Origin of the sequence: Streptomyces deccanensis (assembly GCF_022385335.1) — a bacterium.
GTDB classification, from domain to species: Bacteria; Actinomycetota; Actinomycetes; order Streptomycetales; family Streptomycetaceae; genus Streptomyces; species Streptomyces deccanensis.
In genome coordinates, this window is the sequence record NZ_CP092431.1 from 541,507 (window position 1) to 561,835 (window position 20,329).

Below are 20,329 nucleotides of genomic sequence, written 5' to 3' on the forward strand. Positions count from 1 at the left end.
ATGCACGTCAGCGGGGCTGGGATGGTTCCATGGCCGCGGATCCGCCGTCCGCCGTTGCGCTCGCTCCCGGTGACGGCCGATGCTCTTGGTGTCGCCCCGACCAGGGCCGGACGGACCATCCGGCGTCGGCGGCGAAGCGGCACCACTCACTCATCCACGTACGCATCCGGCGTACTCGTTTCACGGGGGACACCCATGCCCAGGCACACCCGAGCCCGCACGCTCACCGCACTCGTCGTGGCGGGCCTCACCGCGGGCGCCGCGCTCGCCGCCGGCGCCGTTCCGGCCGCCGCCGCGAAGGCGGGCGGCGCACCGAAGTACCTGTCGGCCTCCGAGCTCCCGCCGCACCCCTCGTCCTCCTGGACGGCGGGCAAGATCGAGGACGGCGTCCCGGAGGAGCTCCAGTACTGCCTGGGCGACGCGTTCCTGGCGTACGACGTCAACCACCGCTCCTTCCGGACGGACCTGGAGACCAGTGCCAGGCAGACGGTCGTCGTCACCGGCAGCGACAGCAAGGCCAAGGCGCTCGCCAAGCGGCTGAACAAGGACTTCCGCGACTGTGTGAGCGAATCCTCCGACCCGGACGTCGAGGCCGAGTACCGGGACCTCGGGACGCTGCCCGTCGAGGAGGGCGCCCGCGTCCACGGCGTGGCCACGGTCACCTCCTGGGGTGCCATGGACATCCGGCTCCTGTCGGTGGGCCGGGACGGCAGGACCGTCACGGTCGTGGACTGGGGGCAGATGGGCGGCTTCAAGGGCGCGCCGGTCAAGGCCTTCAAGAAGACGACGACCACCGCCGTCAACAAGCTCCACTGACCGGGTCCCGCAGCGCCGGATCGGGGGACCGGCGCTGCGGGAACCCCCGCTGGGGGGGCGGGGACGGTGCGGGCGCGGGCCCGATGCTCGATGGTGGACGTATGGATGTGAAGGACGTTCTCATCGACGCGTACGGCCGGATCAAGGAGGAGGTCCACGCGGCAGTGGACGGCCTGTCCCCGGCGCAGCTGCACGACCGCCCCGCGCCCGAGGCCAACTCCGTCGCCTGGCTGGTCTGGCATCTCACCCGGATCCAGGACGACCATGTGGCCGACGCCGCCGGGCTCGACCAGGTCTGGCTGTCCCAGGGCTGGGAGAAACGCTTCGGACTCGCGCTGCCGCCCCGGGACACGGGCTACGGGCACGACCCGGAGCAGGTCGCCGCGGTGCGGGTCGACTCGGCCGACCTGCTGACCGGCTACTTCGACGCCGTGCACGCCCAGACTGTGGAGTACGTCCGGGGCCTCACCCCCGACGACCTCGACCGCGTCGTGGACGAGCGATGGGCCCCGGCCGTCACCCTCGGCGTACGCCTGATCAGCGTCCTGGCCGACGACCTCCAACACACCGGCCAGGCGGCGTACGTACGGGGGCTGCTCGGAAGCTAGGACGGCCCCGAAGGGCGGGTGCGGGGTCCAGGAGATCCGCAAGGCTCGTGGGTGAATTCGGCCCCGCGGACGCCACGGTGCCGACGGGGGACCTGCGGGGCATCGACCTCCCGGAGCAGGAGATACACGCGCCGACCTGGCCCCCCGACACCGCCCGGCCGCCGCGGTCGGCGGGCGCTCGTCAGCCGCCAGCCGTACCGGGGCGGGGGTCGGCCGACCTGATGCGGTCGTTGAGGGCGGCAAAGGACACCGGCAGACCAGCCGCCGCGCGAACCGCGCTCAGACTGACACTGTCCGAGTCCAGGGTGGCCACCACTGGGAGGGAGAGTACATAGAACTCCCACTGAGCGGTGTCGAGTGGTTCGTAGACCGCGTGTTCACGGGCGACCTGAACGGCGAAAACGTAGACGTCGGCGTTGTACGACTTCTCCTCCGAGTAGCCGCGATCGGGTGACCACGTGCGAGCGCGGAGCCCACTGAAGCGGATGTGAGACGGCGTGCGCTGCTCCCAGGCCTGCAGGTAGGCGCCGGCCTTGACTTCGATGCGCAGGCCGTCGTCGGTTTCGACGTCGTGGCTGGCCCATTCCACACGGGGCTCATGGGAGCCGACTGCCTGATGAACCAGGAATTCGGCGAACAGACCGCGGGTGTTGTTCATACGAAGGTCAGGCATGGCGAACCGCCAGAAGTCGACCACCGTCACGTCCGGAACGCCGATGACTGACTCGTCTCCGCGGAGCGGTGGCACGGGCCGCGGAGTCAAGGGCAGATGGGCCGGCTGCTTCATGGCCCGCAGTCTGCCAGTGAGCCGTGGGCGCTTGCGCACCTGCCGTCAGCAGCCCTTGCCGAGCCGGTGTCTGCGCGACGGCGGGCAGCGTCATACTCGTGTGGAACCGGTGTCCCGTCGGTGTCCTGCACGGGGGCCTGGATGCCGGACCCGTCGGCTCCAGGTCAGACAGGGCCGACGGGAGCTGTCCTGGGGGCCGGGGCCGGGACGACGGGCCGGGCAGGGCGGGTGACGAAGAGCCACACGCAGAGCCCGACAGCCGTGAGGAATCCGCCGAGCAGCACGGCGACCACGACAGCGATGGGCACCGAACAGCCTTCCCCGGCGACCCCCATCGTCGTCACCACGCTCAACAGGCAGACGGTCACGACCAAGAGCCCGCCCACTGCGGTCGCCCGAACGGCCCCGCCGCCGGCCACCCGGATCCCGTCCAGACCCGAACGGCCGTAGGCGGCGAACCCCACGACGGAGACAACGAGCACCAACGACAGCAACACCAGGATCATCACACCCAGCCAGTCGGGGGCTCTTCCTCCGTGGTACGCCTTGCCATAGGCGTACGCCCCGTCGCACAGGAGCGCGAAGATCGGCAAGGGCGCGCACTGACCGAGCAGGCGCCGGGCATAGTGGACAGGGTCGTACGGCAGCACGCCCTCGATCAGCAGGACGGCGGCGAAAATGAGCAGCGCTCCGGCGACCGAGAAGCCGACGCCGGCCACAACGTGCTCGAACAGCGCCCGGCCGGGGTTGCGTCCGTCGGCCGCGACGATGCAGTAGGTCAGAGAACTGAAGACCAGCCCAAGCAGGGCGGCGAGGAGGGCGGGAAGCGCCTGACCGAGTGCCTGTTCTCGGCGGCCGGTCGGCGCGGCCTCGCCGAGGAAGTGGGAGATGACGATGAACACGGCCGCCAGCGCGAACCCGGCCAGCACTCCGGAGAGTTGAGAATAGAGCTCGGCGATCGTCCCGACTTCGAGGGACGGGGGCTGGCAGCGCACAGGCGGCTCCGACGTGGACGACGAAAGCCGTAGCGTGCTCCGGAGTGGGCCGCCCCCGTGGGAGATCGAGGCTTTCCGACATCGGCGACGGGTTCGCACGCTAGGGTCTCCAGCGCAAAGTGGATCCTGTTGCTGAATGATCACGTCCGGACTTGGGAAGCGGCCGTCGTTCGGGACGGCCATGCCACGACGCGCCCGGCGGACGCGCCGCGATCGCCTCATCCGTCGTGTGCGCGTGGAGGCAGTCGTGATCAGTGCACCGACGACGGTCGGCCGAGACGTGGCCCCGCTTCGTCCAGGAAGCGGTGCAGGTCCGTCAGTTCAGGCCGACCGTCGTGCGGGAGCGGCTCAGCGGTCGGACGCCGCCGCGTAACCCGGGAGTACCACGTTCTCGATGAGGGCGTTGCGCTCGTCGAACGGGATGAAGGCGCTCTTCACCGCGTTCACCGTGACCGTGCGCAGGTCGTCGAGGGTCCAGTCGGCCTCGTCGACGAGCAGGGACATCTCGCGGGTCATGGTGGTGCCGGAGACCAGCCGGTTGTCGGTGTTGAGGGTGACGCGGAAGCCGAGGTCCCGCAGGGCCGTGATCGGGTGGTCGGCGATGGAGGTGGCCGCGCCGGTCTGGAGGTTGGACGTGGGGCACATCTCCAGGGCGATACGGCGATCGCGGACCCAGCCCGCGAGCCGGCCGAGCTTGCCGTCCACGATGTCCTCGGTGATGCGCACGCCGTGGCCGACGCGCTGGGCGCCGCACACCTGGAGGGCCTGGTGGATGCTGGGCAGGCCGTGGGCCTCGCCGGCGTGGATGGTGAAGGGGACGCTCTCCCGGCGCAGGTGCTCGAAGGCGGCCAGGTGGTCGGCGGGCGGGAAGCCGTCCTCGGCGCCAGCGATGTCGAAGCCGACGACCCCGGCGTCCCGGAAGGCCACGGCCAGGTCGGCGGCCTCGCGGACGCGGTCGAACATCCGCATCCCGCACAGCAGCGTGCCGACGCGGACCGGGGTGCCCTGGGCCGCCGCCTTGGCCATGCCGGCGGCCAGGCCCTCCTGCACGGTCTCGACGACCTCCGCCATCGTCAGCCCGCCGTTGACGTTCAGCTCGGGCGCGTAGCGGACCTCGCCGTAGACGACCCCGTCCGCGGCCAGGTCGAGGACGTACTCCTCGGCCGCGCGCAGCAGGCCCTCGCGGGTCTGCAGCACCGCGAGGGTGTGCTCGAACGTGGCTATGTACCGCACCAGGTCACCGGAGTTGGCCGCCTCGTAGAACCAGGCGGCGAGGCCCTCCGGGTCGGTCTCCGGAAGGGTGTGGCCGACCTCCGCCGCGAGCTCCACGAGCGTGGCGGGGCGCAGACCGCCGTCGAGGTGGTCGTGCAGGACGGCCTTGGGGAGGCGGCGGATCACATCGGCATCTATGCGCGTAGCACTCATGGCGTTCGTTCCTCGGCAGGTGGTGCGGTGGGGTGGGTCGGGAGGGGGCGGTTCAGCCGGTGGCGGGCTGGAGGAGGTCCCAGCGGTTGCCGTACAGGTCCTCGAAGACGGCGACCGAGCCGTACGGCTCGTGGCGCGGCTCCTCCAGGAACCTGACGCCCGCGGCCCGCATCCGGGCGTGATCGCGGGCGAAGTCGTCGGTGTGCAGGAAGAACCCCACGCGCCCGCCGGTCTGATCGCCGATCCGGGCGCGCTGGGCCTCGTCCTTGGCCCGCGCCAGCAGCAGTCCGCCGCTCTGCCCCTCGCTCCCGGGCTCGACGACGACCCAGCGGCCGCCGCCGGGCCTCGGTTCGTCCTCGACGAGCGTGAAGCCGAGCGCCTCGGTGTAGAAGCGGATCGCCTCGTCGTAGTCGTCGACCACGAGGGTGACCAGGGCAATGCGTCTCATCGGGGCCTCTCGGGTCGCTCGGGGTTCCCGGGAGGTTATACGTAACACGCGCCGGAGGCAAGTGGCATTCTTCCCGTACGTCCGGGAGGCCCCGGAGCACGCCCGAGGCCCCCTGCTCGGCAGGGGGCCTCGGGACTTAGGGCTGGAGACTCGGGAGGGTGTCAGCCGGCGGTCACTCGCCCGGCGACGCCTTGCGCAGGGCGGCGATGCAGGTGCTCAGTGCCTGCTGGAGCTCCTCAAGGCGCTGCAGCATGTCGTCCTCGTAGATGGCGTCGAGGTCGACGGCGTCGTCGAGGGTCAGCTCCTCGAAGACCTTCGTCGCCTTCTGGAGGCTGCTGTAGAACTTGGTCCGCCGCTCCTGGACCCGCAGTTCGGGGTCGGACTCCACGGCCTGGACGACGAGTTCCTTGACGGTGTCGTAGGCCTCCGTCGCCCACTCGCCGGTGTCCTCGTCGTCGTCGAGCTCGTCGATGAGGGACAGGTGCCGTTCCGCCTCGGCGCGCAGCTCGGCGGTGGCGTCGATCACCTGGCCGGCCGGGGTCTTGACCTGCCCGTTCTCGACGATCTGCCGCACGTAGCCGATACGGCTGGCCGCCTGGGTCTCGCTGGCGACGGCCTTCTTCAGCTCGTCGGTGCGGGCGATGTCGCGGGCCAGCTCGGTCTGGAGGGAGGGGTCCTCCTTGAGGCGGTCCAGCAGCGCGGCGCGGGCCGCCTGCGCGGTGGAGGGGTCGGCGAGGATCGCGGCGCGCAGCGCGGTGGGGTTCTCGGCGACCTCCAGCGCCTTGGTCGGGCGGATGCCCTCGGCCTCGGCCGCCGCCGTGATCGCGGTGCCCCGGTCGGAGGTCGCGCTGGAGCGGGAGCTGTAGTAGGACAGCCACACGTCCGAGTCGGGGAGGTCGATCTCCGCGCCGGGGGTCAGTGCCTCGAAGTGCGGGACCATGCCGTCGTCGGCGGCCCTGTCCCAGGCCTTGTAGTAGCGCATGACCCGCTCCGGCGAGCATCCGGCCAGCTCGGCGAAGTGCTTCGCCGACACCTTCGCCGTCTCGCCCGGCAGTTCCCCGCCGGGACGCACACTGCGCGCCACCTTGAGTGCGAAGGCCCAGCCGCCGGTGCGCGCGTACACCCCGAACTCACGGGCGTCCCGCGCGACTTGCTCATCCACGACGCCGACGGGGGCGTCGTCGCCGTGCGCCTGCGCGGGGATCTCGTCGCCGGACGACGTCCCGGGGATCTCGTCGCCGGAGGACGACTGAGGAACCTCGCCACCGGTCGACGGTGCGGGGACCTCGTCGGCCGTCTGCCGGGTGGGGGCCGACTCACCAGAGGGCTGGGGCTGTGCCGGTACCTCGGCCGTGGGCGGGGCGGTGGAGGGCTGCGCCTCGGCCGCTCCGGGCTCGACCCAGAAACCCTCGTCCCGCGTCGGCGCTCCTCCGGTCGCGGGCGCCTCGTCGGCGGGCGGTACGGCCGGTGCGGAGTGGGCGGTGGGTACGCTCACGGGTGACTCTCCCGGGTGGTGACGAACGGCAGGGACAGAACCGGCAGCCTATATGAACCCGTTGGTGCCCCTTTGCCGGGACGCCCCGCCTCGGCGGAGGGCGTTCGCGGACGTCCCGCCTCGGCGAGGGCGTTCGCCGGCGCCCCGCCCGGTGGAAGCGTTCGGAGGGTGGCGCCGCCCGTCCGCCGCGTCGGGCCGAGAGCGACGCGGCGGACAGCGGGTCACCGAGCGTCCCGCCGCCCGCCGCGGCCGCGTCAGCAGTACAGGTTGCCGCCCGCGGACGTGCCGAGGATCTGGACGAACCGCTGGTACGCGCTGACCCGGCTCTGCACCTGTGCGGGGTTCTTGCCGTCGCACTCCAGCGAGCCGTTGATGCTGCGGATGGTGTGCCCGAATCCGGCGCCGTTCACCATGGCGTTGTGGCCGGTCATGGTGCCGGGGCCGGTCTGGGTGTTCCAGTACCACAGGGCGGTCTTCCAGGCGACGGCCGCGTCGTTCTGGACCAGCCAGGGGTTGCCCAGGAGGTTCAGGCCGAGTGCGTCGCCCGCCGCCTTGTAGTTGAAGTTCCAGCTGAGCTGGATCGGGCCGCGCCCGTAGTAGGCCGCCTGTCCGGCCGGGCAGCCGTACGGCCGGCCCCAGTCGCAGTAGGTGGGGTAGTTGGCGGTGTTCTGCTCGACGATGTGGACGAGGCCGCCGGTCTCGTGGTTGACGTTGGCGAGGAACGCCGCCGCCTCCTGCTTCTTGACGGTGTCGCTGCCGGTGGTGGCGAAGGCCGGGAAGGCGCTCATCGCCGCCCGCAGTCCGCTGTACGTGTAGAACGAGTTCCGGTTCGGGAACATCTGGTTGAACTGCGCCTCGCTCACCACGAACCCGGAGGGGTTGGTGGGGCCGTTCTCGCAGGCGTACGGCTCCCAGTACCAGGTGCTGATGGTCGGGTCGTACCCCGGGTTGGCGTGCTCGGCGATGTACGCCCTGCCGTCGGTGTAGCGCACGATGTCACCGGCCGCGTAGGACCGGCCGGCCACCCAGCTCGCGTAGCTCGAACAGGGGGCGGCGGACGCGCTCTGGGCGGGCAGCAGCAGGGGGGTGGAACCGCCGATGACCAGCGCGGTCAGCAGGGCGGATATGCGGCGCCTCGACACGTGACCAACTCCTTCGTGGAGCACGGCCGCACCCGGGCGGGGGCCCGAGGGCATGACGAAGAGGTCCCTCGCGCGCACGTGCCGGCGGGGCCGGCCACGGCGTGGGGGCGGCCGTGGTGGGGGTGTGGGGCTCACTCAACCGCGTTGGTCTGTACCAGTCAAGGGTGTAGACCAGTCAACTCACATGACGGCAGGTCAGACCTCCGGCGGCCACCTCACGAGCGATCTCCGGCGCTCACCGACAGCGGTCATCGGCACTCGCCCGGCCGGTCACGCAAGGGCTGCCGCCCGGTCAGTCGTCGGGGCAGCCGAGCCAGTACCCGAAGCCGCGCCGGGTGTGGATCAGTGCGGGCCTCTCCTGGTCGATCTTGCGCCGGAGCCGGGCCACGAGCTTCTCGATCGCGCCGTGGGCGCGGTACTCGCCCCAGACATGCCGCCCGATCTGCTCCTTGGACAGCACGTGCTCCGCGTTGGCCAGCAGATGGCGCAGCAGCCGGTACTCGGCGGGGGTGAGGCCGAGCGGCCGGGATCCGCGCCACGCCTCGCACGCCGCGTCGTCCAGGACCAGGTCGCCGTAGCAGGGCACTCCCCCGGTCCGCTCGGGGCCTCCCCGCCCGCGCAGCAACGACCGTGCGCGGTGCAGGACTTCGGCGACCCGGAGCGGCTTGACGACATAGTCCTCGGCGCCGGGCCGCAGGCCGGGCACCAGCTCGTGCAGGGCGTCACAGGCGGCCAGGAAGAGCAGCGGCGGACGGCCCGCCGGTGTTCCGCGGCGGGCCCGTCCGTGGCGCTCCGGGTCCGGCAGCGCGGCGTCCCAGACGACGAGGTCGTACCCGCCCTGGGCGATCCGGGTCGCCCCTTCGGCGCCGGTGCCCGCCGCGGCGACGCGGTATCCGGCCAACTCCATGGTGGTGGTGAGGAGTTCGGTGATGCCGGGGTCGTCGGCGACCAGCAGGACGTGCTGCGTGCCGTCTCGTAGCGGCAGCGGTTTCCCGGTGAGCAGTGTGCCGTCTCGTCGCGGCAGCGTTCTCCCGGTGAGCTGTGTGCGCATGACCAGACCGTTCGAGTAGGGCTCGCGTGGGGGATCGGGTCGTGCGCGGTCAGTCGGCGGGCCGCGGCTCGACGACCGTCTCGGCGTGGTCGACGAAGTCGTCGGCCAACCGGTGGAAGAGCGCGGCGAGTTGCCGGAGGTCCTCGGCGGACCAGTCGCCGAGGACCTCACCGATGCCCCGGCGGCTGGCCGCCCTGACGCGGCCGAAGGCAGCGAGCCCGGCCTCGGTGATCTGGACCCGCTGCGCCCGGCGGTCCTCCGGGTCGGGCACCCGGACCACATAGCCGTCGTTCTCCAACTGCCGTAGCTGCCGGGTCACATGGGACGCCTCCACGGACAGCCGGACGGCGAGCACGCCCGGGCGCAGCGGCTCGCTCTCGGCGATGTGCCGCAGGATCGACACGGAGGCGCGGTCCAGGGACACTCCGCTGTCGGACATCAGACGTTCGTGGCGGCGGGCCCGCCCGGCCAGATACGTGACGCGGGTGAGCATCCGCTCGATCTCGGTCACGTCCCCCAGGGACGCCGCTTCGACGGGGCGTGGTGTGGACATGCGACCACCGTAACAGATGTTTGCCTAAGTCAAGCAACACTGCACTGCACGGTGGTCGCTCCCCGGCTCAGCCGAGCTTCAGCTGGTCCGTGCCGTGTCCGATGTGCGCCACGACCAGCCCGGCGCCGGACACCTCGGCGTACTCGGCGGTGTGGTGACGGAGGACGGCGCCCGCCTCGGGCCCCCGGCGGACCTCTACCGTCCAGCGCAGCTCGTGGAAGAAGAACCAGTCGTCGAAGTGCTGCTGGACGACCTCGATGTCCCGGACCTCGTAGTGGGCGTAGAACTCCTGGAGGTGGGACCTCAGTTCGTCCTTGGTGTGCAGTTCCACGAGGGTGCCGACTCCCGCCGCGTAGTCCCGGACGCCCGTCTGGACCTCGGGGTGGGCCCGCTCGACGATGGCGTCCACATCGCCCTTGCGGTAGGCGTCGAGGAGCGCGTCGTGCACCCGCGCCACGGCGAACCGGCCGGCCAGTGCCCCGTCGGCCGGGTCACCCGGCAGCGACTCCCGCTGCGTACGGCCCCAGAACAGCTCACCGGTGATGCCCTCGGAACCCATCGTCGGGAAGAGCACGATGATGGGCCGCTCGCTCTCGGCACCGGTGTCCTTGGCGCGCCCGCGGCCCGAGCCGCTGACGAAGGTGTACCAGGAGGCGTTGATCTGGGCCACGGGCCGGATGCCGACGACGGCGGCGAACCGGTGCATGTTGCGGTAGCTGGTCTCGATGGCCTCGTACGTGTCGACGATCCGCTGCGTCGGGATCTCCTTGCCCTCTTCGAGGGTGGGGACGACCGTGTACGCGTACGGCCCGCTCGGCGCCAGCGTGGCCAGGATGTCCTCGACCACGTCGACGTACTCGGCCTCGACGTGCCGCCACGCGACCGCCGAGGTCCGCACCTGGAGGTCCGACGTGACGAGGAGGTCCTCGACCTTGGCCCGGTCTTTCATGGTCTCTCTCCTTACGGGGCCGAGCGGCCCGGTGGGGGGGGGTGGAGCGAACCGTCGCTCAGGGAGCCCGCCGGGGCGGGGCCCCGACGATCACATGCAAGCCCAGCGGCCTGACCGATGGCGACCGGCAACCTGACAACGGGCCGACGTGGCGCAGGTCACACGCCGTGCGAGGCTGTCGGCGAACATGTGATCTTCCGGCCCCGATGAGGTGATCTCTGGGACCCGGGCCGGGGAGAATCACCCCATGACCACGTCACCGCACCCTCTCGTCGTCCAGGCGCGCGGACTCGCCGCCGAGGTCCTCACGCCCCAGGCGGAGCGCGTCGACCAGGAGGGGGTGCCCGCGAGCAGCATCCAGGCGATCAAACGGTCCGGGCTGCTCGGGGTGAGCGCGCCGGTGACGTACGGCGGTTCGGGTGCGCCGAACTCGGTGGCGCGGGAGATCGCCGAGATCCTGGCGGGGGCGTGCTGCTCCACCTGGTTCGTGCAGACCCAGCACCACACCCCCGTGCTGACCCTGGCGAAGAGCGAACTCCCGGCTCGGGAACGCCTGTTGGGGAAGCTGGCCACCGGAGAGCTGCTGTCCGGTGTGGCGTACGCGCATCTGCGGCGGTACCCGCGGGTCCCGGTCCGGGCCGTGCCCCGGCGGGGCGGCTGGCGGTTCCACGGCACGGTCCCCTGGTACACCGGGTGGGGCCTCAACGACGTGATGCTGCTGGCCGGGGTCACGGACGCGGACGAGGTGGTGTTCGCGTTCGCCGAGGCCCGTCAGCAGTCCGGGCTGCGGGCCTCGGCGCCCATGCGGCTCGCCGCGCTCACCGCCGCCCGTACGGTCTCGCTCGAGCTCGACGGGCTGTGGGTCCCCGACGACGCCGTGGCCCTGCACGCGCCGTACGAGTCGTGGGCGGCCGGCGACCGTCCCAAGCCGACCAACGCCTCGCCGGCGGTGTTCGGGGTCGCCGAGTCCGCCCTCGGTCTGCTGGACCAGGACGATCCCACGACCAAGGCGCTCCGGCTGCGCCTCGACAAGGTGCGGCGGCAGGCGTACGCCCTCGCCGACCATCCGGCGCCGCACGAGCACATGGAGGAGCGGCTGGCCCTCAAGACGAAGGCGTTCGATCTGATGCGGACGGCGACGACGGCCGCGGTCGTCGCCGGCGGCGGACGCGCCATCGATCTGGACAACCGCGCCCAACGCCTGGCCCGCGAGGCGATGTTCCTCCTGGTCCAGGGCCAGACCCCCGAGGTCCGCCGCGCGCACCTCGCCGCGCTGTCGGCCGCGTACTGAACCGGCGCGGCCGACGCCGCGTCAGCTCGCGAACGGCACCAGTGACGTGGGCGCGGCCGGCGCGGCGAAGGGGTGACGCCACAGGCCCTGGGCGGCGAGCCGGGGCAGGACGCCCTCGCCGAACCAGTACGCCTCCTCCAGGTGGGGGTAGCCGGAGAGGACGAACTCGTCGATGCCGAGGGCGTGGTACTCCTTGATCAGCTCGGCGACCTCGTCGTGGCTGCCGACCAGGGCGGTGCCCGCCCCGCCGCGCACCAGGCCGATGCCGGCCCAGAGGTTGGGGTGGATCTCCAGGCCGTCGCGGCTGCCGCCGTGCAGGGCGAGCATGCGCCGCTGGCCCTCGGACTCGCTGCGGGCGAGTCCGGCCTGCACGGACCGCACGGTCTCCGGGTCGAAGCCGTCGAGCAGCCGGTTCGCCTCCGCCCACGCCTGCTCGGCGGAGTCGCGGGTGATGACGTGCAGTCGGACGCCGAAGCGGAGGGTGCGGCCCTCCTTCGCCGCCAGCCCCTTGATCCAGGCGATCTTCTCGGCGACCACGGCCGGCGGCTCGCCCCAGGTGAGGTAGACGTCGACGTGCCGGGCGGCGATCTCCCCGGCGATCGGGGAGGAGCCGCCGAAGTACACCTCGGGCACCGGGTCCGGCAGCCGGGCCAGCCGCGCGTCCTCGACCCGGAGGTGCTCACCGTTCAGGTCGACGGTCTTGCCCTCCCACAGTCCGCGCACGACCTCCAGGAACTCACCGGTACGGCGATAGCGGTCGTCCTTGTCGAGGAAGTCGCCGTAGGCCCGCTGTTCGTGGCTCTCGCCGCCGGTGACGACGTTGAGGAGGAGCCGTCCGCCGGTCTGCCGCTGGAAGGTGGAGGCCATCTGCGCGGCGAGCGTGGGCGAGACGAAGCCGGGGCGGAACGCGACCAGGAACTTCAGGCGTTCGGTGTTCTGGCTCACCATGGCTGTGGTCAGCCAGGCGTCCTCGCACCAGGCACCGGTGGGGGTCAGCGCGCCGACGAAGCCGAGGTCCTCTGCGGCGCGGGCGATCTGGCTCAGATAGGCGACCGTCGGCGGCCGGTCCCGCCCGGACTCGGTGGCGGGGGTGCCGTGACCGCCGCCGACGACATGCCGGCTGTCGCCGTTGGTGGGCAGGAACCAGTGGAAGGTGAGGGACACGGGGGTCTCCTGTCTGAGGGGGTGCCGGTGACGCTGCGGGCGCGGCGCTAGAGGAGGCCGTGGCGGGGCGGCCGGGTGCCGTTCAGCGTGTACCGGCCGATGTGCTGCAGCTTCCAGCGGGTGGGATCGTGCAGGGTGTGGGTGCGGGCGTCCCGCCAATGCCGGTGCAGATTGAGGGAGTTGAGGGCCGCCCGGGTGCCGGACACCTCGAACAGGGCGCTCGCCACCTCCAGGGCGGCCTGGGCCGCCTGCACCTTGGCGGCGGCCACGGCGATGGACGCCTCGGCCGCCGAGTCGTCCGTCAGGGCGCCGTGCGCCGCGTCCACCGCCCGCGCGGCCTCTCGCACCAGCGCCTCCGACGCCCTCACCTGGAGGGCGAGTTCACCGAACCGCTGGATGAGCAGCGGGTCCTCGGCCGCGGTCTCCACGCCGCTCTCGAACCACGGCCTGCTCTTCGTGCGCACGAACTCGGCCGCCTCGGCGAGGGCTCCCCCGGCGATGCCGGCGTCGATGGCGGCGTGCAGCAACTGGGCCGCGGCGCCGTGCAGTTGGGGCCCCTCGAAGGTGAGGTGGTGCGGCAGCACCCGGTCGCCCGGCACCTGGACGCGCTCCAGGCGGACGGTGCCGCTGGCGGTCGTACGCTGGCCGAGGCCGTCCCAGTCGTCGATCACCGTGACCCCCGGGGCGTCCCGGGGCACGTAGGCGACGTGCAGCGCGTCCCCCTCGGCGCGGGCCAGGACCGGGATCCAGTCGGCGAACAGGGCGCCCGTCGCGTAGTGCTTGACCCCGTCGAGGAGATAGGAACCGTCCGGCCGGGGTGCCAGCCGGGTGCGGATGTCCTGGACGTGCCGGGTGCCCGCCTCGGACTGGGCGTTGCCGAAGCGGCGCCCGGCGAGAAGCTCTCCGAAGAAGAACTCGCGCTGCCGCGCGGTCCCCTGTCGGCGCAGCACGTTGACGTAGGCGAAGTGGCTCTGCGGGATCTGGGCGAGGCTCGCGTCGGCGGAGGCGAGCAGCCGGAAGACCTCCGCCAGGGTCTCCTGGCTCACGTCCGCTCCCCCGTACGCGGCGGGCACGGTGACGGCCAGCAGCCCGGAGGCGGAGAGCCGGTCCAACTCGGCGCGCGGCAGGCGCCGTTCGGCGTCCCGTTCCGAGGCCCCGGCCCGGAACTCCTCGGCGAGCGCGGTCGCGACGGCCAGGGCCTCGGTGTCGTCGGCGATGACCCTCGCGGCCGGGGGGCCGGCCGGGGCGGCGGTGGGGGCGGTAGCGGTGTCGGTCATGGGTCAGCTCGCGGCGGCCAGGACCGGGGCCGGGCCGAGCGCGGTCAGGAACTGGTCGACGACCTGGCCGAGGGCCTCGGCGGTCGCCGGGGCGATGGTGACCTTGCCGTCGTCCCCCACGGTGATGTCCTTGTCGAGGGTGAACCAGCCGGGGACGATGTGCCGGGCGCCCATGGAGCTGAGGACCGGCCGCAGGGCGTAGTCGAGGGCGAGGACATGGGCGGTGGTGCCGCCGGTGGCCAGGGGCAGCACCGTCTTGCCGGTGAGGGCGTACTGCGGGAGCAGGTCGAGCAGGGCCTTGAGGACGCCGGAGTACGCGGCCTTGTAGACGGGCGTGCCGATGACGACGCCGTCGGCCCGTGCGAAGAGTTCGGTGGCCTCGACGATGGCGGGGTGCTTGAAGTCCGCCCCGAGCAGGGCCTCGGCGGGGATGGTGCGGATGTCGAGGGGCACGACCTCGTGGCCTTGGGCGATCAGCCGGGCGTCCAGGTGGCGGACGAGCTTCGCGGTGCGGGAGGAGACGGAAGGGCTGCCGGAGACGGACAGAACGGTGGCCATGGGTCCTCTTTCTGGGAACCCGGGGTGCCCGTGCGGACGGGCACCCCGGAAGGGAGCGGTCAGGAGTACCAGGTGGGTTCGGGCAGTTCGCCTTCGAGGACCCAGCGGCCGACCTCGCGGCGCTTGTAGGCGACGGGGTCGTGCAGGGTGTGGGTGCGGATGTCGCGCCAGAAGCGGTCGAGTCCCTCGGAGGTGGCGGTGGAGCGGGCGCCGGTCACCTCGAAGACGCGCGTCGCGACCTCCAGGGCCACATCGGTGGCGCGGGCCTTGACGGCGGCCACCCTGACCTCGAAGTCGCCGCGGGTCCGCTCGGTGACGGCGTCGGGGTCGTCGTGCAGCCGCTGTCCCTCGGCGGCGACGGTGTCGGCGAGGGCCTCGACCGCCCAGAGCTTGGCGGTCAGATCGCCGTAGACGTCGATGACGTACGGCTCGTCGACCGCGCGCTCGTGCCCGCCGTGCAGCCAGGCCCGGGACTTGGTACGGGTGTAGGTCGCCGCCGTCTCCAGCGCGCCGGCGGCGATGCCGAGGTAGAAGTTGACGAAGACGAGCTGGATGGTGGGCACGTTGAGGGTGTTGTACGTGCGCGGCCGGAACTGTTTGTCGACATAGCCGGCGGCGGAGGACCACGGGGTGCGGACGCCGTCGAGGGTGACACCGCCGCTCTCGGTGAGCCGTTGGCCGATGTTGTCCCAGTCGTCGTGGAAGGTCAGGCCCTCGCTGTCGGAGGGGACGATCGCGAAGACGTGGTCGTCGGTGCCCGCGAGGACGCCTTCGAGGACGGTGACGTCGGAGACCTTGCTGCCGGTGGAGAAGGACTTGCGGCCGGTGAAGACGAGGTCGTCGCCGTCCTCGGTGACCACCACGTCCTTGTCGCGCGGGTTGACGGCGCCACCGAAGAACCAGCGGTTGCGGGCGGCCTCGGCCTCGACGTGCTCCCACTGCTCGCGGGTGCCGACCAGCCGGGCGGCCCAGTTCCACAGGTAGTGGTAGCCGAGGAGCTGGCCGATGGAGCCGTCGGCCTTGGCGACCTCGCGGACGACACGGTAGGCGGTGGGCCAGTCCTGGCCCCCGCCGCCGTGCTCGGTGGGGCCGAGCAGGGTGACGAGGCCGGAGTCCTTGAGGAGGCGGACCTCGTCGTACGGGGTGGCGCCGGCGCGCTCGCGTTCGGCGGCGTCGGTGGCGAGGACGGCGGCGACCTCGCCGGCGCGGGCGATCCACTCCCGGGCGGTCTTCGGGGCGGGTCCGGTCTTCCAGTCGGTGGGGGTGGCGGTGCTCATCTCGATGGCCTCCTCAGACCTGGGCGGGGACGGACTCGGGGAGCTGGGCCTCCAGTTCACGCACCAGCGGCAGCACCCGCCGGCCGAAGTACTCGACCTCCTCGTGGTAGTGCAGGAAGCCGAGGAGGAAGAGGTCGACGCCGAGTCGCTTGTAGGCGACGATCCGCTCGGCGATCTGTTCGGGGGTGCCGATCAGCCCCGTACGGAAGCCGTCGTTGTACTGGATGAGGTCCTCGAACGAAGAGTCCTGCCACATGCCCTTGCCGTCGGCGGCCGACTGCCCGGCCTGTTTGACGGCGGCGCCGAATCCCTCGACGGCCTCCCGGTCGGCGCGCGCGACGATCTCCCGCAGGGTGTCGCGGGCCTCGGCCTCGGTGTCGCGGGCGATGAGGAACGCGTTGAGGCCGAACTTCGGTGCGGCGCGGCCCACTTCGGCGGCGGACTTGCGGACGTCGGTGATCTGCTCGGTGACCCCGTCGAAGTCCTTGCCGTTGGAGAAGTACCAGTCGGAGACCCGGCCGGCCATGGCGCGGGCGGCGGTGGAGTTGCCGCCCTGGAAGATCTCCGGGTGAGGGCGTTCGGCGGTGTTGAGGGGCTTGGGCTTGAGGGAGAAGTCGCGCAACCGGTAGAAGTCACCGGCGAGTTCAGTGTGGTCCTCGGTCCAGATCTGGCGGAGGGCGCGGATGAACTCCTCGGAGCGGCGGTAGCGCTCGTCGTGCTCCAGCCAGGGCTCGCCGAGGGCGGTGAACTCGCCCTTGAACCAGCCCGACACGACGTTGACGGCGAAGCGGCCGTTCGACAGGTGGTCGGCGGTGGCGCCGAACTTGGCGAGGACGCCGGGGTGCCACAGTCCGGGGTGGACGGCGGCGATGACCTTCAGCCGCTCGGTGGCGAGCAGCAGCGCGAGGCTGAAGCTCGTCGACTCGTGCTGGTACTCGGCGCCGTAGCTGGCCATGTAGCGGACCTGGCTGAGGGCGTACTCGAAGCCGTTGTTCTCGGCGAGGACGGCGAGTTCGCGGTTGTACTCGTACCCCCAGTCGGTGCGTTGTTCGATCGTGCTGGTGACGAGTCCCCCGCTGACGTTGGGGACCCAATAGGCGAATTTCAGGGGCGCGGCAGACATGCGGAACTCCTGTTGCGGAATGTTTTCGGGCACGCCGAATTCAGCGGGCGCACGCCGGACGCGGGCACAGTGAATTCAGGCGGAAGGCCGGGAAAGCAGAAAAGCGCGGCGGATCACGGAGGGGGATCAGGCCGCGGCGCGACAGGAGGCACTGGAGACGCGTGCGAGGTCGACATGGCGTCGCCGCGTGAGGTCCAGTCGCTTCTTCATGCCATCGATCGTGGCAGCCGTCGTCGACGGCCGTCAAGGAGAACCCGACCGGTCTCGTATCCCGGACCATTGAATTTCACGAAGGTGTGACAGGGAAACCCTTGAACGGGCCGGAAATCGGCGCGCATTCTGCTGCCGTGCGAACGGAACAGCTGGAATACATCACGGCGGTGACCAGGCTCGGTTCGCTGCGCCGGGCCGCCGAGGAACTACGGCTCTCCCAGCCCGCGTTGAGCGAGACCGTACGGAATCTGGAACGCGAGCTGGGCGTCGATCTGCTGGAGCGCAAGCGGTCCGGCGCGACGATGAGCGCCTCGGGCCGGGAGCTGCTGCCGCACATCGTCGGGGTGCTGGACGCGGTGGACCGCTTGCGGGCGGCGGCGGGTGAGCAGCACCGCATCAGCCGGATGGTCCGCCTGGGCACGGTCAACGCGGCGACCGTGCCGCTGCTGATCCCGGTGATCCGTGACTTCCGTGCCGACCACCCGCTGACCCAGGTCGAGGTGGTGGGCGCCCAGCAGACCGACATCCAACGGGCGCTGCTGGAGGGTTCGTTCGATCTCGGGCTCGTGAATCACCTCGACGGTGACGACGTGCCGGCCGCGTTCGAGGCCACCGAGCTGCTGCGGGGCCGGCCGGTGGTGGTCGTCCGCCCGGACAGCCCGCTGGCGGCCCGGGACGCGGTGTCGGTGGACGACCTGCTCGCCGTGCCGCTGATCGGTATGCGCTCCGGGTACGTCATGCACCGCTACGTCCACCGGCTCCTCGACGGCCGCGCCCCCGCCTTCGCGTACTCCACCGACGGCGCCGAGATGGGCAAACTGATGGTGGCGGAGGGGCTGGGGGCGACGGTCCTGCCGGACTTCAGCGTCGTCGGCGACCCGTTGGAGCGGCGCGGCGCCCTCGTCCACCGGCCGATCGCCGACGACACCACACGGGTCCTGCTGATGCTCCAGCGCCGCAGGGCGGACTCCGTACCGCGGGCGGCCCGGGATCTGCACGAGGCGTTCGTCCGGCGGGCGAGGGCGCTGGGCGCCCGAGCCGGGTCCGGATCATGACCGGCCCGTCGTCCCCGGCCACCAGGCGCGCTCCCCGATGTCCCGTACCAGCGCCGGCACCAGCAGCGAGCGCACCACGAGGGTGTCCAGGAGGACGCCGAACGCCACGATGAAGGCGATCTGCGCGAGGAAGGCCAGCGGGATCACGCCCAGCGCGGCGAAGGTCGCGGCGAGGACCACGCCCGCCGAGGTGATGACCCCGCCCGTGCTGACCAGGCCGCGCAGCACACCCTCGCGCACCCCGTGCCGCAGGGACTCCTCACGGACCCGGGACATGAGGAAGATGTTGTAGTCGACGCCCAGCGCCACCAGGAAGACGAACCCGTAGAGCGGCACGGACGGGTCGGTGCCGGTGAACCCGAACAGGTGCGTGAAGACGAGTGCGGAGACGCCCAGCGTGGCGAGGAAGTTCAGGGCCACCGTGGCGACCAGCAGGACCGGCAGCAGCAGCGAGCGCAGCAGGCCGACCAGGATGAGGAGGATGACGGCGAGGACGACGGGGACGATGAGCGTGCGGTCGCGTTCGGCGGTGCGCAGGGTGTCGTACTGCTGTGCGGTGTAGCCGCCGACGAGGGCGTCCGCGCCGGGCACGGCGTGCAGGGCGCCGCGCAGCCGCGCCACCGTCCGCTTGGCGGCGTCGCTGTCGGCGGCGGCGTCGAGGGTGACGTCGACCCGGACGCGTCCGTCGACGACCAGTGGCTCGCCGCCGGGACGGCCGGACCCGCCGACGACGATCGCCGCGGCGACGCCCTCGGTGTCGCGGGCCGCGCCGAGCACGGGCTCCAGCCGGTCCGCGTCCGCGACGACCACGGCGGGGTTGCCGGAGCCCGCCGGGAAGTGTGCGCCGAGGGCCTGCTGGGCGGCGACGGACGGGGCGTCGCCCACGAAGGTCTCGTCCAGGGGGACGCCCTTGGAGGTGAGGGCCGGCGCGAAGGCGGCGCCGGCCAGCAGGACGGCCAGGGTCACCGCCCACACCCGGCGCGGGGCGCGGTCGACGAGGTCCGCGACGCGCCGCCACACGCCGTCGCCGCGCGCGGAGGCGGTGCGGGCACCCGGGCGGGCGGGCCAGTAGGCGGCGCGGCCCAGGGCGACGAGGACGGCGGGCAGGAAGGTGAGCGTGGCGAGGACGGCGCAGCCGATGCCGATGGCGCCGACCGGCCCGAGCGCCCGGTTGTTGGTGAGGTCGCTGAGCAGCAGGGCGAGCAGGCCGAGCGCGACGGTCGCGGCGCTGGCCACAATGGCGCCCCAGGACTGCCGCAGCGCGGCCCGCATGGCGGTGAAGCGGTCGGCGCGGTCGGTGAGTTCCTCACGGAAGCGGGCGGTGAGCAGGAGGGCGTAGTCGGTGGCGGCGCCGATGACGAGGATGGACAGGATGCCCTGGACCTGTCCGTCGACGCGGACGACGTCCCGGTCGGCGAGGACGTACACGACCGCGCAGGCGAGGCCCAGCGCGAACACCGCGCCGAGGATGATCACCAGGGGGAGCAGCAGGCTGCGGTAGACGAGGAGCAGGATCACCAGCACGGTGAGGAGCGCCACGGCGAGCAGCAGGCCGTCGATGCCGGCGAAGGCGTCGGCCAGGTCCGCCTGGCTCGCGGCGGGCCCCGCCAGGTGGACGGTGGTGCCGGGCAGGCGTTCGGCGGCGGCGCGGATCCGGTCGAGGGTGTCGGGCAGTTCGTCGCCCAGGTCGGGCCGGAGCGGGACCACGCCCCGCAGCGCGTCGCCGTCCTTCGACAGGAGCGCGGGCGAGACCTGTCCCGTGACGCCGGGGGTGTCGGCGAGGGAGGCGAGGAGGCGGTCGGCCGTGGCGCGCCGCTCGGCGAGCCCGTCGCCGGTCCACACGACGATCGCCGGCAGCGTCTCGTCCTGCCGGAAGGCCCGCTGCGCGGTGACGACCTCGGTGGATTCGGCGCTGCGGGGCAGGAACGCGGCCTGGTCGTTGGTGGCGACCTCGCCGAGGCGCCCGGCGTACGGGCCGAGGACGCCTCCGACGACGAGCCAGACAGCTATCAGCAGGAGGGGGACGAGCCGGCGGGCGCGTCCGGGGGTGGTGGACATGGTGCTCCAGAGTCCGGGCGGGGTTGCCTCGACGAGTGACCCAA

General features: G+C 72.1%; 20 protein-coding genes. 4 read left to right on the top strand and 16 right to left on the bottom strand.

The genetic code is table 11. The features are described from left to right. Positions 1–195: 195 nt before the first annotated feature. Complete coding sequence (locus L3078_RS02470) at positions 196–816, top strand: hypothetical protein (RefSeq protein WP_239750330.1); 621 nt, start codon at positions 196–198, stop codon at positions 814–816. A 101-nt stretch (positions 817–917) separates the two neighbouring features. Further along, positions 918–1,424 carry a mycothiol transferase gene (locus L3078_RS02475; protein ID WP_239750331.1) on the top strand — a complete coding sequence of 169 codons (507 nt, stop codon included), beginning with the start codon at positions 918–920 and terminating at the stop codon, positions 1,422–1,424. Positions 1,425–1,605: 181 nt separating this feature from the next. Here the strand turns inward: L3078_RS02475 and L3078_RS02480 are convergent, their stop codons facing one another. The 9 genes from L3078_RS02480 to L3078_RS02520 all read right to left on the bottom strand — a co-directional run bounded on the left by L3078_RS02480 (position 1,606) and on the right by L3078_RS02520 (position 10,269). After that, positions 1,606–2,211 (bottom strand): hypothetical protein, encoded by a 606-nt coding sequence (locus tag L3078_RS02480; protein WP_239750332.1) that lies wholly within the window; start codon positions 2,209–2,211, stop codon positions 1,606–1,608. Between the two features lie 164 nt (positions 2,212–2,375). Then, on the bottom strand, positions 2,376–3,206 hold the full coding sequence (locus tag L3078_RS02485; RefSeq protein WP_239750333.1) for a hypothetical protein: 831 nt from the start codon (positions 3,204–3,206) through the stop codon (positions 2,376–2,378). Between the two features lie 348 nt (positions 3,207–3,554). Next, entirely contained in the window at positions 3,555–4,631 is a 1,077-nt protein-coding gene (locus L3078_RS02490; RefSeq protein WP_239750334.1) for an adenosine deaminase, read from the bottom strand. Positions 4,632–4,683: 52 nt separating this feature from the next. Further along, positions 4,684–5,079 carry a VOC family protein gene (locus tag L3078_RS02495; RefSeq protein WP_239750336.1) on the bottom strand — a complete coding sequence of 132 codons (396 nt, stop codon included), beginning with the start codon at positions 5,077–5,079 and terminating at the stop codon, positions 4,684–4,686. Positions 5,080–5,251: 172 nt separating this feature from the next. Continuing rightward, positions 5,252–6,574, bottom strand: a complete 1,323-nt coding sequence (locus tag L3078_RS02500) for an ICP22 family protein (RefSeq protein ID WP_239750340.1) — start codon at positions 6,572–6,574, stop codon at positions 5,252–5,254. A gap of 254 nt (positions 6,575–6,828) precedes the next feature. Then, positions 6,829–7,716, bottom strand: a complete 888-nt coding sequence (locus L3078_RS02505) for a glycoside hydrolase family 19 protein (RefSeq protein ID WP_239750342.1) — start codon at positions 7,714–7,716, stop codon at positions 6,829–6,831. Positions 7,717–8,008: 292 nt separating this feature from the next. Then, positions 8,009–8,767: a response regulator transcription factor gene (locus tag L3078_RS02510; RefSeq protein ID WP_239750343.1), complete on the bottom strand. Its 759-nt coding sequence runs from the start codon at positions 8,765–8,767 to the stop codon at positions 8,009–8,011. 49 nt (positions 8,768–8,816) lie between these two features. Next, positions 8,817–9,320, bottom strand: coding sequence for a MarR family winged helix-turn-helix transcriptional regulator (locus L3078_RS02515; protein WP_239750344.1), 504 nt, complete (start codon positions 9,318–9,320; stop codon positions 8,817–8,819). 67 nt (positions 9,321–9,387) lie between these two features. After that, positions 9,388–10,269, bottom strand: coding sequence for a hypothetical protein (locus L3078_RS02520; protein WP_239750345.1), 882 nt, complete (start codon positions 10,267–10,269; stop codon positions 9,388–9,390). A 247-nt stretch (positions 10,270–10,516) separates the two neighbouring features. Between L3078_RS02520 and L3078_RS02525 the strand changes: the two genes are divergently transcribed. Further along, positions 10,517–11,560, top strand: coding sequence for an acyl-CoA dehydrogenase family protein (locus L3078_RS02525; protein WP_239750347.1), 1,044 nt, complete (start codon positions 10,517–10,519; stop codon positions 11,558–11,560). Positions 11,561–11,581: 21 nt separating this feature from the next. Here the strand turns inward: L3078_RS02525 and L3078_RS02530 are convergent, their stop codons facing one another. The 6 genes from L3078_RS02530 to L3078_RS44860 form a co-directional block, all read right to left on the bottom strand. Next, positions 11,582–12,724, bottom strand: a complete 1,143-nt coding sequence (locus L3078_RS02530) for an LLM class flavin-dependent oxidoreductase (protein ID WP_239750349.1) — start codon at positions 12,722–12,724, stop codon at positions 11,582–11,584. Positions 12,725–12,771: 47 nt separating this feature from the next. Further along, complete coding sequence (locus L3078_RS02535) at positions 12,772–14,001, bottom strand: SfnB family sulfur acquisition oxidoreductase (RefSeq protein WP_239750350.1); 1,230 nt, start codon at positions 13,999–14,001, stop codon at positions 12,772–12,774. A 3-nt stretch (positions 14,002–14,004) separates the two neighbouring features. Continuing rightward, on the bottom strand, positions 14,005–14,559 hold the full coding sequence (gene ssuE, locus L3078_RS02540) for an NADPH-dependent FMN reductase (RefSeq protein WP_239750351.1): 555 nt from the start codon (positions 14,557–14,559) through the stop codon (positions 14,005–14,007). Between the two features lie 59 nt (positions 14,560–14,618). Continuing rightward, positions 14,619–15,836: an acyl-CoA dehydrogenase family protein gene (locus L3078_RS02545; RefSeq protein ID WP_239750352.1), complete on the bottom strand. Its 1,218-nt coding sequence runs from the start codon at positions 15,834–15,836 to the stop codon at positions 14,619–14,621. A 13-nt stretch (positions 15,837–15,849) separates the two neighbouring features. Beyond that, on the bottom strand, positions 15,850–16,959 hold the full coding sequence (sfnG, locus tag L3078_RS02550; protein ID WP_239750353.1) for a dimethylsulfone monooxygenase SfnG: 1,110 nt from the start codon (positions 16,957–16,959) through the stop codon (positions 15,850–15,852). Positions 16,960–17,085: 126 nt separating this feature from the next. Further along, a complete protein-coding gene (locus tag L3078_RS44860) occupies positions 17,086–17,169 on the bottom strand; it encodes a putative leader peptide (RefSeq protein WP_385168806.1) in 84 nt (27 codons plus the stop codon). A gap of 137 nt (positions 17,170–17,306) precedes the next feature. On the opposite strand from L3078_RS44860, the gene L3078_RS02555 reads away from it, so the two are divergent. After that, positions 17,307–18,227 carry a LysR family transcriptional regulator gene (locus L3078_RS02555; protein WP_239750355.1) on the top strand — a complete coding sequence of 307 codons (921 nt, stop codon included), beginning with the start codon at positions 17,307–17,309 and terminating at the stop codon, positions 18,225–18,227. Here the strand turns inward: L3078_RS02555 and L3078_RS02560 are convergent. After that, positions 18,222–20,285, bottom strand: a complete 2,064-nt coding sequence (locus tag L3078_RS02560; protein ID WP_239750358.1) for an MMPL family transporter — start codon at positions 20,283–20,285, stop codon at positions 18,222–18,224. The two genes, L3078_RS02555 and L3078_RS02560, sit on opposite strands and share 6 nt — an antisense overlap. Positions 20,286–20,329: the final 44 nt, after the last annotated feature.

Coding starts and splice junctions, on each gene's coding strand:
- L3078_RS02470 (WP_239750330.1), top strand. CDS start 196: ATGCCCAGGCACACCCGAGCCCGCACGCTCACCGCACTCGTCGTGGCG.
- L3078_RS02475 (WP_239750331.1), top strand. CDS start 918: ATGGATGTGAAGGACGTTCTCATCGACGCGTACGGCCGGATCAAGGAG.
- L3078_RS02480 (WP_239750332.1), bottom strand. CDS start 2,211: ATGAAGCAGCCGGCCCATCTGCCCTTGACTCCGCGGCCCGTGCCACCG.
- L3078_RS02490 (WP_239750334.1), bottom strand. CDS start 4,631: ATGAGTGCTACGCGCATAGATGCCGATGTGATCCGCCGCCTCCCCAAG.
- L3078_RS02495 (WP_239750336.1), bottom strand. CDS start 5,079: ATGAGACGCATTGCCCTGGTCACCCTCGTGGTCGACGACTACGACGAG.
- L3078_RS02510 (WP_239750343.1), bottom strand. CDS start 8,767: ATGCGCACACAGCTCACCGGGAGAACGCTGCCGCGACGAGACGGCACA.
- L3078_RS02515 (WP_239750344.1), bottom strand. CDS start 9,320: ATGTCCACACCACGCCCCGTCGAAGCGGCGTCCCTGGGGGACGTGACC.
- L3078_RS02520 (WP_239750345.1), bottom strand. CDS start 10,269: ATGAAAGACCGGGCCAAGGTCGAGGACCTCCTCGTCACGTCGGACCTC.
- L3078_RS02525 (WP_239750347.1), top strand. CDS start 10,517: ATGACCACGTCACCGCACCCTCTCGTCGTCCAGGCGCGCGGACTCGCC.
- L3078_RS02535 (WP_239750350.1), bottom strand. CDS start 14,001: ATGACCGACACCGCTACCGCCCCCACCGCCGCCCCGGCCGGCCCCCCG.
- ssuE (WP_239750351.1), bottom strand. CDS start 14,559: ATGGCCACCGTTCTGTCCGTCTCCGGCAGCCCTTCCGTCTCCTCCCGC.
- L3078_RS02545 (WP_239750352.1), bottom strand. CDS start 15,836: ATGAGCACCGCCACCCCCACCGACTGGAAGACCGGACCCGCCCCGAAG.
- sfnG (WP_239750353.1), bottom strand. CDS start 16,959: ATGTCTGCCGCGCCCCTGAAATTCGCCTATTGGGTCCCCAACGTCAGC.
- L3078_RS44860 (WP_385168806.1), bottom strand. CDS start 17,169: ATGAAGAAGCGACTGGACCTCACGCGGCGACGCCATGTCGACCTCGCA.
- L3078_RS02560 (WP_239750358.1), bottom strand. CDS start 20,285: ATGTCCACCACCCCCGGACGCGCCCGCCGGCTCGTCCCCCTCCTGCTG.